General features: G+C 35.7%; 17 protein-coding genes. 5 read left to right on the plus strand and 12 right to left on the minus strand.

The genetic code is table 11. The features are described from left to right. Nucleotides 1-147: 147 nt before the first annotated feature. Both BBH99_RS19585 and BBH99_RS19590 read right to left on the minus strand, forming a co-directional pair. A complete protein-coding gene (locus BBH99_RS19585; protein ID WP_066699771.1) occupies nucleotides 148-690 on the minus strand; it encodes an NADAR family protein in 543 nt (180 codons plus the stop codon). A 345-nt stretch (nucleotides 691-1035) separates the two neighbouring features. After that, nucleotides 1036-1731, minus strand: coding sequence for an NUDIX hydrolase (locus tag BBH99_RS19590; RefSeq protein ID WP_066699772.1), 696 nt, complete (start codon nucleotides 1729-1731; stop codon nucleotides 1036-1038). Between the two features lie 122 nt (nucleotides 1732-1853). On the opposite strand from BBH99_RS19590, the gene BBH99_RS19595 reads away from it, so the two are divergent. Further along, nucleotides 1854-2498 (plus strand): DUF1579 domain-containing protein, encoded by a 645-nt coding sequence (locus BBH99_RS19595; RefSeq protein ID WP_066699773.1) that lies wholly within the window; start codon nucleotides 1854-1856, stop codon nucleotides 2496-2498. A 49-nt stretch (nucleotides 2499-2547) separates the two neighbouring features. Here the strand turns inward: BBH99_RS19595 and lepA are convergent, their stop codons facing one another. From lepA to BBH99_RS19615, 4 genes are all read right to left on the minus strand, one after another. Then, on the minus strand, nucleotides 2548-4344 hold the full coding sequence (gene lepA / locus BBH99_RS19600; RefSeq protein WP_066699774.1) for a translation elongation factor 4: 1797 nt from the start codon (nucleotides 4342-4344) through the stop codon (nucleotides 2548-2550). Between the two features lie 361 nt (nucleotides 4345-4705). After that, on the minus strand, nucleotides 4706-5221 hold the full coding sequence (locus BBH99_RS19605; protein WP_066699775.1) for a hypothetical protein: 516 nt from the start codon (nucleotides 5219-5221) through the stop codon (nucleotides 4706-4708). Nucleotides 5222-5230: 9 nt separating this feature from the next. Continuing rightward, nucleotides 5231-5779: a hypothetical protein gene (locus BBH99_RS19610; RefSeq protein ID WP_066699777.1), complete on the minus strand. Its 549-nt coding sequence runs from the start codon at nucleotides 5777-5779 to the stop codon at nucleotides 5231-5233. A gap of 17 nt (nucleotides 5780-5796) precedes the next feature. Continuing rightward, a complete protein-coding gene (locus BBH99_RS19615; RefSeq protein WP_066699779.1) occupies nucleotides 5797-6348 on the minus strand; it encodes an RNA polymerase sigma factor in 552 nt (183 codons plus the stop codon). Nucleotides 6349-6530: 182 nt separating this feature from the next. Between BBH99_RS19615 and BBH99_RS19620 the strand changes: the two genes are divergently transcribed. The 4 genes from BBH99_RS19620 (at nucleotide 6531) to porW (ending at nucleotide 11096) form a co-directional block, all read left to right on the plus strand. Continuing rightward, on the plus strand, nucleotides 6531-7283 hold the full coding sequence (locus BBH99_RS19620; RefSeq protein WP_066699781.1) for a Rossmann-like and DUF2520 domain-containing protein: 753 nt from the start codon (nucleotides 6531-6533) through the stop codon (nucleotides 7281-7283). Beyond that, nucleotides 7273-7791 carry a KdsC family phosphatase gene (locus tag BBH99_RS19625; protein WP_066699783.1) on the plus strand — a complete coding sequence of 173 codons (519 nt, stop codon included), beginning with the start codon at nucleotides 7273-7275 and terminating at the stop codon, nucleotides 7789-7791. Before BBH99_RS19620 ends, BBH99_RS19625 begins: the two co-directional genes overlap by 11 nt. 8 nt (nucleotides 7792-7799) lie before the next feature. Further along, complete coding sequence (locus tag BBH99_RS19630) at nucleotides 7800-8363, plus strand: Maf family protein (protein ID WP_066699785.1); 564 nt, start codon at nucleotides 7800-7802, stop codon at nucleotides 8361-8363. A gap of 147 nt (nucleotides 8364-8510) precedes the next feature. Beyond that, the gene (gene porW, locus BBH99_RS19635; RefSeq protein ID WP_073300003.1) at nucleotides 8511-11096 is read left to right on the plus strand and encodes a type IX secretion system periplasmic lipoprotein PorW/SprE; all 2586 of its coding nucleotides are present in this window, start codon (nucleotides 8511-8513) and stop codon (nucleotides 11094-11096) included. 57 nt (nucleotides 11097-11153) lie between these two features. Here porW and tsaB read toward each other — a convergent pair whose 3' ends face one another. The 6 genes from tsaB to rnr form a co-directional block, all read right to left on the minus strand. Further along, nucleotides 11154-11828, minus strand: coding sequence for a tRNA (adenosine(37)-N6)-threonylcarbamoyltransferase complex dimerization subunit type 1 TsaB (tsaB, locus tag BBH99_RS19640; protein WP_066699787.1), 675 nt, complete (start codon nucleotides 11826-11828; stop codon nucleotides 11154-11156). Nucleotides 11829-11914: 86 nt separating this feature from the next. Beyond that, complete coding sequence (locus BBH99_RS19645; protein WP_066699789.1) at nucleotides 11915-12664, minus strand: SDR family NAD(P)-dependent oxidoreductase; 750 nt, start codon at nucleotides 12662-12664, stop codon at nucleotides 11915-11917. A gap of 120 nt (nucleotides 12665-12784) precedes the next feature. Next, nucleotides 12785-13156: a YraN family protein gene (locus tag BBH99_RS19650; protein ID WP_066699791.1), complete on the minus strand. Its 372-nt coding sequence runs from the start codon at nucleotides 13154-13156 to the stop codon at nucleotides 12785-12787. 34 nt (nucleotides 13157-13190) lie between these two features. Further along, nucleotides 13191-14120: a S66 peptidase family protein gene (locus tag BBH99_RS19655; RefSeq protein WP_066699795.1), complete on the minus strand. Its 930-nt coding sequence runs from the start codon at nucleotides 14118-14120 to the stop codon at nucleotides 13191-13193. Beyond that, on the minus strand, nucleotides 14117-14803 hold the full coding sequence (locus tag BBH99_RS19660) for a LysE family translocator (protein ID WP_066699797.1): 687 nt from the start codon (nucleotides 14801-14803) through the stop codon (nucleotides 14117-14119). Before BBH99_RS19660 ends, BBH99_RS19655 begins: the two co-directional genes overlap by 4 nt. Before the next feature lie 270 nt (nucleotides 14804-15073). Further along, nucleotides 15074-17227 carry a ribonuclease R gene (rnr, locus tag BBH99_RS19665; RefSeq protein ID WP_066699800.1) on the minus strand — a complete coding sequence of 718 codons (2154 nt, stop codon included), beginning with the start codon at nucleotides 17225-17227 and terminating at the stop codon, nucleotides 15074-15076. Between the last annotated feature and the right edge of the window lie 80 nt (nucleotides 17228-17307).

The following is a 17307-nucleotide window of genomic DNA, read 5'->3' on the forward strand; positions in this document are numbered from 1 at the left end:
TTTAATTCATCTTCCATATCTGATCATTTTTTTGTGTTATTATTACGCTAATTAAAAAGAACATAGTTATGCATCATTCCTGCATTCATTTTAACAGGAATACATTACATCGGTTCTTAAAACATATTTTAATCCGTTTCAGTGTTTTTACCCTCTCAATTCATCCCGAACTTCCATCAAAGCAAATCCTAAAAGGTTTTCTCCGTTCCATAATAAAGGATTTTCTGCTCTGGAATCTGTCTCCAGCATGCCGATTCCCCAAATGGTATCGTAAGGACTGGCTTCTACCAGGATTTTATCTCCTGTTGATAAAAGAAAGTCTTTATACTTATTATTCTGTGAGAACTTTAAAAGATTTCCCTGTTTTACAATCTCATATTTATGGTCATTCCAGAGTTTCGGATCAAAGTTTTTTACCTTTCTTCCCAAAGTTTTCGCCTGATTAGGACTAGGAGCCTGCAATATTTTTTCTAAAATTTCAGTATCATTGAATAATCTTGCTTTACCAGCCATCATATAATGTTCTGCCGTTTTGTAAACAATTCCATTTTCTTCAAATTTTCCTGTAAACCATTGGCTAAAACATGATTTCGTAATTTCATCCTTAGCTGTATGTCCCCAGAAAAACAAAAACTTTATCCTTTGCTTTTTCTGAAATCTGTCTTTAATAGTTTGTATGGTGTATTTCATATTGTGTTATTTATACACAAATGTAATACAATATCATTTTATCCGCCAAATATATTTGTGTTATTTTTACGCTAATAAGTATAAACAACTGATTATCAATTACAAAATTTGAATTTTATAAAACACTAATATCACAAATATTTTGTACAAATGACACTCATCTATCAGACTTCGGCTAAAGCCAATGGACTTTTTGTTCATAAAAAACGGGCTTTAGCCCGTTTCTATTGAATTTATTTTCTGAATATTTTTTATAACACACATTTAGGTAGTGCTTTATTGCACTTTAACCATCACATTTGTGATTATTCGTGTAAAATATTGGTTTTATTTGTGGTTAAAAAACTATTTGATTTCAAAGTAGAAGCCCTGTTCTTCAAGCTCTTTGTATTTTTCCTGATTGAAAGTAAACAGTTTTCCCGGTCTTCCGCTTCCCTCTTTTTTAACGTTATTGGTTTCATTAAGCAAACCATAACTCATGATTTTTTTGCGGAAGTTTCTACGGTCTATTTCCTGTCCTACAATGGTTTTGTAAAGATTTTCAAGGTCTGAGAAAGGAAATTCTTCATTAAGAAGATTAAAGCCGATTGGCTGGTATTGAATTTTCGTACGAAGTCTTTTTAAAGCAATATCAATGATATTTTTGTGATCGAAAGCTACTGAAGGAAGCTGATTCACACTGAACCACTGCGCATCATCTGCATCAGAATCCGCAAAGAGTTCATGGTAGGAAGGGTTCACAAGACCCAAATAGGCCACAGAAACCACTCTGTTTCTAGGATCGCGGCCTACGTTACCAAATGTATAGAGTTGTTCTAGAAAATCGGGCTTTATACCTGCTTCTTCATGCAGCTCTCTTTTTACGGCATCATCCAGATTTTCATCATCCAGAACAAGGCCTCCCGGAAGTGCCCAACCACCTTTAAAAGGTTCAATATTTCTCTTGATTAAAAGAATTTGAAGATCTTTTTTATCGAAATATCCAAAGATAACGGCATCTACCGCTACTTTGATATCCTGTAATTTTTTTGGAGACTCCATAAATTTATTTGCGTTACGAATACACAAATTTACAATTTATCAACAAAATAAAAAACATTTCCCTTATAATAAAAGTTCATACCTTTAAGTTATAATTATAACCAACTTAAAACTAAATATTTATGAAAAATTTACTAGCAATCATCATTATTGGTTTTTTACTTACAGCATGTGAAAAAGGAAAACCCGCTAACTCTGAAAATCCAGATAAGAAAGACTCTAACGCTGCCGCTTCTGAATGGAAGCCCGTGGATTCAGCAACCGCAATGAAAGCATGGATGGAATTTGCCACTCCGGGTGACATGCATAAAATGTTAGCCAAATTTGATGGAAACTGGACCGGTGCTACCAGTATGTGGATGGACGACAGTGGAAAAGCAGCAACTTCCACTTCTGAATGTACTAATAAAATGATCTTTGAAGGCCGTTATCAGGTAAGCAATTACAAAGGTAATTTCATGGGAATGCCCTTTGAAGGAATGAGCATCATGGGCTATGATAATGCCAAGAAAAAGTTTGTAAGCACGTGGATAGACAACATGGGAACAGGCTTGATGCATGCAGAAGGAGATTGGAATCCATCAAAGAAATCAATTGATTTTAAAGGCAAAATGACAGATCCAAGTCAGCCTGGCAAAGAATGTGAAGTAAGAGAAGTTTATACGTTTACAGATGATAATAACCATACTTTGGAAATGTATGGACCTAATCCTAAAACAGGAAAGGAAATGAAAACAATGGAAATAAAATTCACCCGCAAAAAGTAAAAATAAGAAAACCGCTTCTTAATGGAAGCGGTTTTTGTTTTATAATGAATTAGTCGTTCAGCTTTAGTACAGCCATGAATGCAGATTGTGGAACTTCCACTCTACCGATTTGCTTCATCTTCTTCTTACCTTCTTTCTGCTTTTCCAATAGCTTACGCTTTCTGGAAATATCTCCACCGTAACATTTTGCGGTAACGTCTTTTCTTAAAGCTTTGATGGTTTCTCTTGCAATAACTTTTGTTCCCAATGCCGCCTGAACAGCAATATCAAACTGTTGTCTCGGAATCAGCTCACGAAGCTTTTCACACATCTTCTTACCAATGTGGTAAGCATTACTGTCATGAATCAAAGATGAAAGGGCATCTACCATATCACCGTTAATCAAAATATCCATTTTTACAAGCTTGGAAGCTCTGAATCCGATCGGGTGGTAATCAAATGATGCATATCCTTTTGAGATTGATTTTAATCTGTCATAGAAGTCGAAAACAACCTCAGCAAGAGGCATATTGAAGATTAATTCAACTCTTTCTGATGTTAAATAGCTCTGGTTAACAATTTCTCCTCTTTTCTCAATACATAAAGTCATTACAGCTCCTACAAAGTCAGATTTTGTAATGATAGAAGCCTTAATATAAGGTTCTTCTACTCTATCCATTGTGGAAGGATCCATCATTTCAGATGGGTTATTGATCATGATAGGAACTTCTGGTTCCTTTTTAGTATATCCAAAATAAGATACGTTCGGAACCGTGGTGATAACGTTCATATTGAACTCTCTATCCAGACGTTCCTGAACAATTTCCATGTGAAGCATTCCCAAGAATCCGCAACGGAATCCGAAACCAAGAGCAGCAGAACTTTCTGGTTCGAAAACCAAAGAAGCATCATTCAATCTTAACTTTTCAAGGGAGAATCTTAATTCTTCAAAATCTTCAGAATCAATAGGATAAATACCGGCAAATACCATTGGTTTCACCTCTTCAAATCCATCAATAGGAGCTGCAGCCGGCTTCTCAAAAGAAGTAATGGTATCCCCTACTTTTACTTCACGTGCATCTTTGATCCCTGAAACCAAGTATCCTACATCACCACACTCGATTGTTTTCTTTGGAACCTGTTTCAGTTTAAGGGTTCCTACCTCATCTGCCCCGTATTCTTTTCCTGTAGCAAAGAATTTGATTTTTTCATTTTTAGTAATGCTTCCGTTCACTACTTTGAAATAAGCTTCAATTCCTCTGAATGGGTTATAAACAGAGTCAAAGATCAAAGCCTGAAGCGGTGCGTCAGGATCTCCTACCGGCGCAGGAATTCTTTCCACGATCTGCTCCAGTAAGTGATGAACTCCTTCTCCTGTTTTTCCTGAAACTCTCAATACATCTTCATATTCGCATCCGATAAGATTCATGATCTCATCAGTTACTTCTTCAGGGTTTGCAGACGGAAGGTCAATTTTATTCAAAATCGGAATGATCGTTAAGTCATTTTCCAATGCTAAATACAAATTACTGATGGTCTGTGCCTGAATACTTTGTGCAGCATCTACAATAAGAAGCGCTCCTTCACAGGCAGCAATAGAACGGGAAACTTCATAAGAGAAGTCTACGTGTCCAGGTGTATCAATCAGGTTTAGAATATATTTTTCTCCTTTATATTCATAATCCATCTGGATCGCGTGAGACTTGATAGTAATCCCACGTTCTTTTTCCAAATCCATATCATCTAGCGTCTGAGACTGTAATTCTCTTTGAGTAACAGTGTTTGTATACTCCAAAAGACGGTCTGCCAGGGTACTTTTACCGTGGTCGATATGAGCGATTATGCAAAAATTTCGTATGTTTTTCATTTAAGAATCTTGTAATTTGCAAAGATAAAAAAAAGCGAGAGATTATTGTCTTTCATTATCTTATTGTATCAATTTATTTAAAATAGCCGGTAAAATCTATAAAGACAGTGAATATCTTTTCTTTTAATTACTATAAAATTAGTTTCCTGTTAATGGAATCTATGAATACATTCGGTATTTCCGAAGCATTATCATTTGTATCACTTCTATAACAACTTCTTTTTTTTGTGCTGATCATGAAACTGCCATTATTATTTTTTTCATGAATAATTTTCGCGCAAAAGTATTGATTTAAAGAGAAAATTAAACGGCTCTCACAAAAAGATTTGTAAGAGCCGTCCAACATTAAAAAAATAAACTATTATGGGTTTTGTTTAGGTCCCGTAGCGTTATTATGTACATGAGGTTTTCTTTCATTCATTTTATCTCTCATCATTCCCTCAGACTGAAACAGCTTCAGAACTTTCTGGCAGGGAATCACCTGCTGCATTTTCTCTGCATATTTCTTTCTGTTATCCAAAAGCTTCTGCCCTATTTCAAAGCTTTGTTGTAATTTAGCTTTGGCTTCATCATCTGATAAAGTTTCGGGATTAAAGCCTGGATCAAATTGACTTTTTATCTGTTTCTGACTGTCAAGATATTCGTTATAAAGCTGAGTAAATTCTGCTTTATCTCCAGGATCCACATTCAGATTATCCATAATCATATTATTCCTGAATTTTTTAAGGAGTTCCTTTCTTTCTTCAGGAGAAAGATTATTGATGACTTCCTTCCTTTGTTTAGGATCCATCTTTTTCCAGTCATAATCTGTTCTTTGGGCATTTAAGCCAAGACTAAAACCATAAATAATAAAAAACGTCAATAGTATCTTTTTCATCTTTCTTTATTAATTATATAAATCCAAATAAACATCCTGAGTAGAATTGCTCGCTAGTTCTGCAATTTCAGAATTGGAGAACGAGTCCAGATATTCATTCATCCGTGTTTCTTCTTTTTTGTTTACGGGTTTTACTATTTTTTGTGAAACAGTTTCTTTTTCATTTTCTCCTTCGCCTTTCACTGCAAAAGAAGTATTATTTTTCTGATTTCCAACTGTTTGATTATTATTTTCAACAGAAGTTAAATCACTTTTCAATGTTTCATAAGCAAGTTCTGCTTCTGTTGTGGGCTCTCCTTTATGAAGAACATACGCTTCTTTTGAATTCAGATTTTTATCCACTGAATCATTATTGGAATTAAAAATGAAAGTTACTCCAAAGATCAAAGCCAGTGATGCAGCCGCTGCATACATCCAATTTAACTTAAAGACCGGCGCAGGCGCTTTTTGCTCCGGCTTTATATCATTCATAACCCTCTCCTGAATATTTTCAAACAAATTTTCAGGGACTGTGTAAATGTTTTTACGTTCTAGTTTTTCTATATCGAACTCTTTCATCTTTGTTTTCTCAAAAATTATCTTTCGTAATTTTCTTTAATATACTCTTCTATTTTCTGTTTGGCATAATGATAATTTGTCTTCAAAGTTCCTACCGACATATCTACAATCTTAGATATTTCTTCATAGGGTAAATCATCATAATACCGCATCATAAATACCAGTTTCTGCTTTTCCGGCAGGCTCTGTATGGCGTTCTGCAATAAAATCTGTATTTCTTCAGCATCTCCTTCCACATTATCGGCCACAAGATTCTGCATATGATACTCCGGATCTTCATCTGTTTTCTGCATTTTCTTCAGTTTATTAACCTGCTGCAGTGCTTCGTTGGTTGCAATCCTGTACAGCCAGGTATACAGCTGGCTATCGTTTTTAAACTGATGAAAATTCTGATAAGCTTTAATAAAAGTTTCCTGCAAAGTATCCTGGGCAAGATCTCCGTCCACAATAATTCTTCTAATGTGCCAGTACAATCTGCTTTGATAGGCATCCATCAAGGCACGAACACCTTCATTCTGTGTCCGTGGATTCTGCATCAACGAAATAATTTCCGCGTCCTTAATCTTCATAAGATGCCTTTCACTGTTTTGGATTACAAAAATAACTGAAAGTTAAATTAAATATTCAATTTTCAGTTTAAATATTAAAAATAATATGAGACAGTTACGCAATAAACGTGCCCATATTTAAGTTTGGCGTTTCTGTGCTGTTCTTCCTTTTCCGGATCGGGTTAAAATCTTATATTTGTTAGATGCAAATTGTAATTATCGGTTCCGGAAATGTGGCTTACCATATGGCAAAAGCCTTTAGTTTGAAGGGTATTTTCCTTGCTCAGATTTTTGGGCGGAACGAAAAAGAATTGAGTAAAATTTCTGAAGAGCTGAATATTCCTTATTCTGCAGAACATCTGGAAGATGCAGATCTGTATATTATCTGTGTAAGTGACAATTCCGTAGGGGAAGTCTCGAAATTAATTACCAAACAAGACTGCCTGGTTGCCCACACTTCGGGTTCACTCCCAAAGGAGACTTTGAGTGGAGAATACAGAAAGGCAAGTTTTTATCCTTTACAGACCTTTTCAAAATCCAAAGAACTGGAATACGAAAAGATTCCGTTTTTCATTGAAGCCGAGAATGAAAAGGATACAAAAATCCTCTTTGATCTGGCTTCAAGGATTTCAAAAAATGTAATGGAAAGTACTCATGAAAAAAGAAAGTATATTCATTTAACAGCAGTTTTTGCCTGCAACTTTGTGAATCATCTTTTTTCCAGAGCTAAAGAAATTTCAGATTCCCAGGAAATCCCTTTTGAATATTTTTTACCGCTGATAGATGAAACGGTTCAGAAAATCCATGAGATAGAGCCTAAAATGGCCCAGACAGGCCCGGCTGTAAGAAATGACCTTAGAGTACTGGAATTACATGAGCAATTATTACGAAACGAAGAAAGTCTTACCATTTATAAGACAATGAATCATTCTATTCAAAAAATGTATGAGTTATAAAGAGAAATTAAAGGATATCAAAGCCTTTGTATTTGATGTAGACGGAGTTTTCACCGATGGAAGCGTTTATCTGATGCCTGGCGGAAATATGTGTAGAGTTATGAATGTACTGGATGGCTACGCAGTTGTTAAAGCTTTAAAAAACAATTATTTAATAGGGGTAATAACAGGAGGTAACGATGAAATGGTAAAACACAGAATCAATTACCTTGGTATTCAGGATTATTATCCGAAGTCCCACAATAAAATTGAGGATTTTGAAGATTTTAAAAAGAAATACAACCTTAAGAACGAGGAAATTCTGACTATGGGAGATGATCTTCCGGATATTCATATCATGGAAAGTTCTGCAATTGCAGCATGCCCTGAAAATGCAGTTCCTGAAGTAAAGGGAATTTCTGATTATATTTCTCCGAAAAAAGGAGGAAGCGGTGCTGTACGCGATGTTATTGAACAGGTAATGAAAGTTCAGGGGAACTGGCATGATGATAATACCCAATCTATATAACTGCGCTTATGAAATTACTTCTAGCCTCCCAATCACCAAGAAGAAAAGAGTTGCTTTCCAGCCTTGGTTTTGAATTTGAAGTGGTAAAAATAGACTGTGAGGAAATTATCCCTGAACACATCAATATAGAAAATGCAGCTGCTTATCTGGCTGAATTAAAAGCTGATGCTTTCAGAAGTCTTATAGCTGATGAAGTTTTATTGACTGCAGATACTGTTGTGGCCATAGACCAGCAGATTCTGGGTAAACCAACCGATGAAACGGATGCCTGCAATATGCTTAGAAGTCTTTCCGGAAGAACTCACCAAGTGTATACAGGAATTACGATCAAAACTGCAGATAAGACATTTACGGAAACTGATGTTGCTGATGTAACTTTTGATGAGATTACAGATGAAGAAATCCAGTATTATATTCAAAAGTATAAACCATTTGATAAAGCCGGAAGCTATGGGATTCAGGAATGGTTGGGAATGGCAAAAATTAAGAGCCTTACAGGTAGTTTTTATACGATTATGGGACTTCCAACCCATCTTGTTTACAAAATTTTAAAAGAGATCTCTGTTATTTAAAAACCATAGCGGTTTCTGACCTCCATAAAGATGAAATAAAATATTTCCGGGAGAAATATAAATATTATTCATTATAAAATTTTATTATTTTTACAAAATCATCAAACTGCTGATAATAAAAAGCAGATTAGCGAGTTATATTGAATAATGAAAAAGAATATATTGTTCCTTTTAGTGATTTGTCTCATTGCTTCTTGTGCTACCAAAACAAAGAAGCCGGAGCAGCGTTCCAAACTCCTGAAAGGGTTTTCCACATATTACAACACTCTCTTTAATGCCAAGGATGCATTAAACAGTGAATTTACAGCCAGAGATAAAGGCCATAAGGATAATTTTTATGCACCTTATATTCCTATTCTTACCTTTGAGGAACAACCTTTAGGAAGTGATCTGGGACAATCAGCAGCTTTTGCAGAAAACTCCATGAAAATGGCAGAGGTTGTGAACAGGCCATCCGGAAGAAACTCCGGAATCCCGAATATGCCAAACGGCCCTGTAAATGATTCTGCCAATCCTGATGATGCAACAACTACCAAAGGGGCTACAACTTTGGAAATTGCTGAAGCAAAAGCATTAAAAGCAATTAATAAGTATTCTGTTACAAGAAACGGTGAAGAAAAAAACAAACAGATTTTTGATGCCTATATTATCCTTGCGCAATCCAGAATCTATAGAAATAAACCGTTAGAAGCACTGGATGCTCTTAATTATGTCTTCACTCATATGAAGGATGACAAAAGGGTTCCGCTGGCAAGAATTTATCAAGGGGTGGCTTATGATAAAATCAAAGACTACCACAGGGCTCATGAAACTTTTGCTAAATTAAAGAGTGACGGAATTAATAAGACTTATGCCAAGCTATTGAGTATTTATTACGCAGAATCACTTTTGGATGCCGGAAAAAAAGAAGACGCAGCCAAAGAACTTGATATTGCTTTTGAATTAAACTCCAACCGAAAACTGAAGAGCAGAATTGCTTATCTAAGAGGCCAGGTTCTTGAAAATCTGGGACAAAACGATAAGGCAAGAGAAAGTTATACAGCGGCTTACAAATATTCCAATGATTTTGAATTTGAAGTAAAATCTCAGATTGCCATTGCCAAAACGTTCAATGGTAAGGGAGATTATAACGGGGCTAAAAACTATCTGGAAGGGATCAGTAAGAAAGGGACCTATGGTTCCAGGAAAAATGAATTTTACTATGCCTTAGGATTGATGGCCAATAAAGCAGGAAAACAGGATGAAGCACAGCAATTCTTCAGAAAATCTTTATTTGAAAAGGTTTCTGACCCTCAGATTCGTGGTTTGACGTATTATGAGATAGGAAAAAGTTATCTTGAAAAGAACGACTATATTGGTGCTGGGATTTATTATGATTCAGCTCTTGCTGTGATGACCTATGAACCTTCAAAGATTTTGTTAAAGGATCAGTCTGCCTACATAAAAAAAATCTCTAAGAACTATTACCTGATCAAAAAGAATGACAGTATCCTTTCTTTGGCCAAGATGGATAATGCTCAAAGAACTGATTTTTTCTCAAAATATATAGCCAAATTAAAGATTAAAGAAGAGAAAGAAGAACAGGAAAGAAAACGTGCGGAACGAAACAAAGGGTTTGACACCGGCGATTATAATGCAAATTCTATTTTTGCCAACAGCAATTCTAATTCTTTTGAGGATTTTGGGGTAACTACAAAAGGTTTTTACTTCAACAATACCGGAACTGTAAGTAAGGGAACTTCTTCATTTAAGCAGATATGGGGAGAAAGAGCCCTTTCTGATAACTGGCGTTTTTCCAAGAAAATGGCTTCTATTGAAGATATGAAAAGTGAAGCTCTTGGGGTAACTAATGCTCCTAATCCGAGACGTTTTGAACCCGCTTATTATATTGAGCAAATTCCAACGAATCAGGAAAGACTTGCACAGCTTAAAAAGGATAGAGATACTGCATCTCTGGGACTTGGTATTATGTATCAGAACTATTTTACCAATACACCACTGGCCACCAAAACTTTGTATGATCTTGTAGATGTAAAACCTGAAGAAAAGGTAATGCTACAGGCATTGTATGAGATTTTCGCGATGAATTACGAGAAAACTCCACAGGCCGCTGAAAGAGCCAAACAAATCCTGTTATCCGATTATCCTTATACTTCTTATGCTGAATTTGCAAGAAATCCTAAAAACAATTCATTTGTAAAATCAACAGAGGAAGTTGAGAATGAATATAAACGAGCCTATGCTCTATATGAATCTGAGAAATTCACAGAAAGTAAGGAGGTTATTGATCAAACCATCCAGAAGTATCCGAAAGATGCATTAGTGCCGAAATTATATCTTTTAAATGCATTTAATACAGGAAAAGCCAGTGGAAAGGAAGTGATGATTCTCCAGCTTGAACAGATTGCTTTAAATTATTCCAAAACACCAGAAGGTATAAGGGCTAAAGAGATGCTGAATTATCTGAAAAGTGATCTCAGCTTTCAGGCTACGGATAATAAGGGGAATGCTATTCCTCAGCAGCCGGTGTCTCCTACTCCATCCACCAATAAAAATAAAAATATTCCGGATGGAGCCAATGGGAATTTTAACAGTCAGGGAAATTTAAAAGTCAAGGATTCGGATCTTAAACAGGTACAACCGACAACAAATATGGACAGTCTTCCTCAACAAAAAGTTGAAAAACCTAAATTAAGAAATAAGAATGTTCCGGACGGACCACAAAAACAATAAAATAAAAAGCGAAGATATATTCTTCGCTTTTTTAATTCCTGTTTTCAAGTTTAAGCTCTATGAGCCTTTTTTCTTTACCCCATGAAAGTCTTTAAGATAAAAGGGCTCAAAGTAAGCCATATCTTCAAATTCTTTCTTTTCTATTTTCTCCAGTGTCTTTTTAATCAGATATTGTGCAGACGGGTAAATATCTTCCCTGAAGTCTGCATTGGGTAGATTTAAAATATCTTTAGCTTTCTTGGCTCCGTCACCCACAAAAACCACTTTTTTGTCTTTAAATTCTTCAAAAGAATTTTCATCTAAAATTTTGGCTTCAGTTGCAGAGAGTTCTTTCCCAGTAGAACCGTCATAAATAGCCGTATAAACCTCCATTCTCCTCGCATCGATCAATGGCACTATCAGCTCATAGTTTTGTCCTAAAAACGGCTCTATCATGCTTTCAAGAGAATTAACAGCAATAAACGGCACTTTCAACCCATAGCAGAACCCTTTTGCTGAGGCAGCGCCAATTCTTAATCCGGTATAAGAACCTGGTCCTTTACCCAAGGAAACTGCTTCAATCTCTTTCAGTGAAATTCCTGCCCCTTCCAGTGCCCATTCTACATAGGTATGAAGGCTTTCGGATTGTTTATAGTTTTCAGAAACTTCTTCACATATGCACAGCAGCTTTTCGTTATCGGATACGGCTACTGAACAGTTTTTAGATGATGTTTCAAGATATAGAATTTTCATTTTCTTATTTTAAGCTAAATAGCAACCTTGCAGAAAAGCAAAATTGCCATTGAAATTTTCTGCAAATTTAGTCCTTTATTTTGATACTATTTTTTATAGATCGTTCTTGGTTCAGCCTGAGCACTTGGATAAATACACATATCCGCGATGGTAACATGTTTTGGAGCGTTTATACAATAGGCAATGGCATCTGCAATATCTTCGGCTTTTAATGGCTCATACCCTGCGTACACTGTTGCAGCTTTTTCGCTGTCTCCTTTGAATCTTACCAATGAAAAATCTGTTTCCACAGCTCCGGGCTGGATATTGGTTACTTTAATTCCGAATTCAGTAAGTTCTAATCTCATTCCTTCAGAAATAACATCTACTGCTTTCTTGGTAGCACAGTACACTACTCCATTGGCATAGGTTTGTCTTGCTGCTACAGAGCTTATGTTTATAATATGACCTAATTTTTTAGTTTTCATATCTGGAATAATCATTTTGGAAACATAAAGAAGCCCCTTCACATTCCCATCAATCATAGAATCCCAGTCATCAGTCTTACCAGATGAGATAGGATCAAGCCCATGTGCATTCCCTGCATTATTAATCAGAACGTCAATATCTTTCCATTCTTTTGGAAGCGAACTAATCGCGGTTTCCACTTCTTCAAGATTCCTGACATCAAACTTTAAACTAAATATTTCGGTAAATTGAGATAATTCTTTCTTTAAAGATTCCAGTACTTCATTTCTTCTTCCGCAAATGATGATTCTGTTCCCTTGCTTTGCCAGCAGCTCTGCCGTAGATTTACCGATTCCGGAAGTAGCTCCGGTGATTAATATTGTTTTCATAAAACTGATTATTTTTTGAATCTAACAATGTATCAGTATAACAATTTACCAATGTATGATCTTTGGGGTTACATTGATATGCTTTTATACTGGTACATTATGTATTATTTTTTTAATTGGTTAGTTTGCATCGAATGCCAGGAAAGCATCAATGATATGATCTATTACTAAGTTTTTATCTTCATCCGGTATGACGGAAATGATATCAAACCTCACCTCATTCTGCTTATCAAATTCTTCCAGATAATGGTTTGCTGCCAGAACTATAGATCTGATCTTTGTTTTGTTCACCGCTTCCTGTGGCAGCATAAAGACATCTGTGGATCTTGCTTTTACTTCTACAATAATAATAAGCTCAGCTTTTTCAGCAATGATATCAATTTCAGCTTTTTGAAATCTGAAGTTTCTGGTCAGGATTTTATATCCACTTTTTTGAAGAAAATCAGCAGCCATATCTTCAGCTATTTTTCCAAAGTCGTTATGATCAGCCATGCCTTACGTTTTAAGAATAAAGTAGGAGAGTGCTTTAAAACTCAACCTTAACTTTAGCATCAATTTTAACCTTAACAGTTCCACCGATTAAGAGCGGTCTGTTGTCTTTGATATGCCCATTTGGAAATCCGAATACTACAGGGAATTTATATTTTGAGATTCTCTCAGAGATCAATTTATAGGCAAACTCATCAAAGCTGGCTTCATACTCTTTATTATCTTTTTCGTCACCCATATTGGTCATTCCACCTACGATAAGCCCTTTGATTTTAGTAAAAACTCCTGCCAGTTCAAGACTCATAATCATACGGTCAAGAGCATAGAAGTTTTCTCCGATATCTTCTATGAATAAGATCTTATCTTTAAAGTCGAAAGAATATTTGGTTCCCAGAAGGGCATAGATAAGGGCTAAATTCCCTCCAACCAATTCTCCCTCAATATTCCCTTTTTTATTTAATGAATGAGATTTTAGGCTGTATTTAGGTGTTTTTCCTTTTAGAATATCGAATATCAGATCATAACTTTCATCAGTTACTCCAAAACTGGATGTTTTGATGGTTTGTCCGTGGATGGAAGCATATCCTTTTTTCAACAGGTAGCTTTGGATTACCGTGTTATCAGAATATCCGATATACCATTTTGGATTTTCTGTGAAGTTTTTCAACTTAAGATGCTGGATCAGGTGCTGACATCCGTAACCACCTCTTGAAGCCCAGATAGCACCAATTTCTTTATCGTTTAAAGCCCAGTTGATATCTTTTATTCTTTCCTTTTCTGTTCCGGCGTAATTATATCCGTTTGAAAATTTAGTGTACAGATGTTCTCCTAAGACAGGTTCAAATCCTTTACTTTTAATCAATTTTATTCCCTTTTCAAGTTGTGAAGCATCTACAGCTCCTGCAGGGGAAATAACAGCTATTTTGGCTCCTTTTTTAAGAGCTTTTGGAAAGATAATTTTTTTCATTTTGTTTGTTGATATTTTACTTCTTTTTTCTCGGCTTCTTCAAGGCGTCTGTCGAACTGGTTGAACTTTTTAAAGCTCTGCAGGAAGATAAAGAAACTGAAAATAATAAGAATCACTCCTACAACTCTTCTGATCTGATTGGCGAGTTTCTGGGTAAGCTTGTCATGAAATTGCTTGGCCAGAAATATTTTGGCAAGGTCAATACAAAGGTAAGTTCCGATGACAATGCCTATATATAAAATAAAACTGCTGGTGTCCGGATATTGATTCCTTACGGAAATTACCGTTACCAGCCAGAAAAGGATGACTCCAACATTTAAAAGATTAAAGAAAAAACCATTAAAAAAGGTTTTAATATAGTTTTGGCTAATGATCTTGTCTTCGCCAGGCATATGCATTTTGGTTTTTGTTACCAGCATCACAATCCCGTAAACAAAAATCAGAATAGAAGTGATCCTGTAAAATCCCGGATGTTTATCTATGAGGGTAACAATATCTGCACTGGCATAATAGGCTGCTACAATACACAGTAAATCTGCAGTGATGACTCCAAGATCCAATGATAAGGCATGTTTTGGGCCTCTCGAGAAGCTGGTCTCTATTAACAGGAAGAATATAGGTCCTATAAAAACCAGACTCAACATGAATCCTAAAATAATGGCAGATAGTACAAGTTCAAGCATTTAATCAATTTTAAAATGAAAAAAAATTCATTCCGTTTTATACAAAGTTATACTTTATGATTTAATTATTCAATAAAGATGTTATATATCAACTTTATTTTGTTTAAGATTTTTTGAGACAAAGCGGGAAGCTGGGATAGGGAAGTTATGACAGTATAAGCCAACGAATGCTGCTTATAATACTATTCTGAAATTCTCTGAAAAATAAAGAGGTTATTCCATTCTGGAACAACCTCGTATTATTTTATTTTTATTTTTTTGATTCTGATATTAATCAACAATCTTAAAGTCTAACTGCTTTTGGATCAGGTTTGCTTTTACAACTTTAATCTGAACCTGATCTCCCAACTGGTATTTATTTCCGTGTCTTACCCCGTATACAGCATGTGTTTTAGCATCATACATATAAGAATCATCTACCAGATCTCTTAATTTGATAAGACCTTCAGCTCCGTTTTCAGGAATTTCTACCCAGAATCCAAATTCAGCCACTCCGGAAATAACCCCTGTGAAAGTTTCACCAAGATGTTTTTCCATGAATTTCACCTGCATGAACTTGATAGAATCTCTTTCTGCATCAGCCGCCAGTCTTTCCATAGAACTGCAGTGTTTTGCTTTTTCTTCCAGTTCCGGTCTGCTTGGGGATTTTCCACCATCAAGATAATGCTGAAGAAGACGGTGAGCAATTAAATCCGGATAACGACGGATAGGAGAGGTGAAGTGGGTATAATATTCAAATCCTAATCCGTAGTGACCTATTGGCTCCGTAGAATATACCGCCTTACTCATACTTCTCATGGCAAGGGTTTCAATCATGTTTTCTTCTCCTTTTCCTTTTACATCATGAAGAAGCTTATTCAAAGATTCTGCAACCTTTTTGGTATTGGCAAGGTTCATCTTATATCCGAAGGTAGAAACAAAGTCTCTTAACGATTCGAGTTTAGCAGGATCCGGATCATCGTGAACCCTGTAAATAAATGTATTTTGAGTAATTTCTCCTTTTCTTGTAAGAGATACAAATTCTGATACTTTTTTATTGGCTAAAAGCATAAATTCTTCGATCAGGTGATTGGAGTCTTTACTGATTTTAAAGTACACTCCAACCGGCTCATTATTTTCATCCAGGTTGAATCTTACTTCACTTCTGTCAAAAGTAATGGCCCCTTTTCTGATACGCTCGTTACGCATGATCTTAGCCAGCCTGTCCAGAACATTAATTTCCTCAGCTAAATCACCCTGGCCGGTTTCAATACGTTCCTGAGCTTCCTCATAAGTAAATCTTCTGTCTGAATGTATTACTGTTCTTCCAAACCATTGTTTCTGGATCTCTGCCTGATCATTCAGCTCAAAAACTGCAGAGAAGGTATATTTATCTTCATTTGGGCGAAGGGAGCACACATCATTACTTAACACCTCTGGAAGCATTGGAACCACCCTGTCTACTAAATAAACTGAAGTTGCTCTCTGATACGCTTCATCATCCAAAATAGTTCCCGGAACTACATAATGGGACACATCAGCAATATGAACCCCGATTTCCCAGTTCCCGTTTTCCAGTTTTCTTATGGATAAAGCATCATCAAAATCTTTCGCATCTTTAGGGTCTATAGTAAACGTACAGATATTACGCATATCCCAACGTTTTGCTACCTCTTCATCCGTGATACTTCTGTCAATTTTATCTGCATCCAGTTCTACTTCCTGTGGAAATTCATAAGGCAAACCATATTCTGCAAGAATAGAGTGGATCTCTGTTTCATGTTCTCCCGGAGCACCTAATACCTGTGTGATTTCACCTTCAGGATTTTTATTTCCAGGTTTCCATTCTGTCATCTTAACAATGACCTTATCTCCATCCTCAGCATTATTGAATTTTCCTTTTGGAATAAAGATATCTGTATTGATTGATTTTTTATCACAAACCACAAATCCGAAATCCTTGTGAGCCACCTTCTGAAATGTACCCACAAACTCTGTTCTGTTTCTTTCCAAAACCTCCAAAACAGACCCTTCAAGTTTCTTTCCTTTATAATGATAAGTTATAATAAGAACCTTATCTCCCTGAAGCGCATCCTTTACATTTTTAGAATGAACGAAAACATCATCTTCTAATCCTTCTACATTAACGTAAGCATTTCCGCTTTGGTTGAAATCAATAATTCCAGTTAACGTTCCTGCAATTTTCAGGTTTACGATATACTTTCCTCTTTCTACTTCTTTGATCTTTTCAGATCCCTGAAGTTTATGCAGCGCCTGGATGACAAGTTCCCTTTGTCTTGGATTTTTGTAGTCTATTCCGTCAGCAATCTGCTTATAATTATAAATTTTTGATGCATTAGCATTCATGAAACGAAGGATCAATCTTCCGATTTCCATCAGTTTCAAATCATTTTTATGACTTATATATTTTCTTTTTTTTGGCATTTTAATTTTTTTTAAATTACTTAAGTTGTTATATCATGAAAATAAAATTTCCTTAATTCCAGAATTTTCAAATTCAAAAT

The organism is Chryseobacterium contaminans (assembly GCF_001684955.1).
Taxonomy (GTDB): domain Bacteria; phylum Bacteroidota; class Bacteroidia; order Flavobacteriales; family Weeksellaceae; genus Chryseobacterium; species Chryseobacterium contaminans.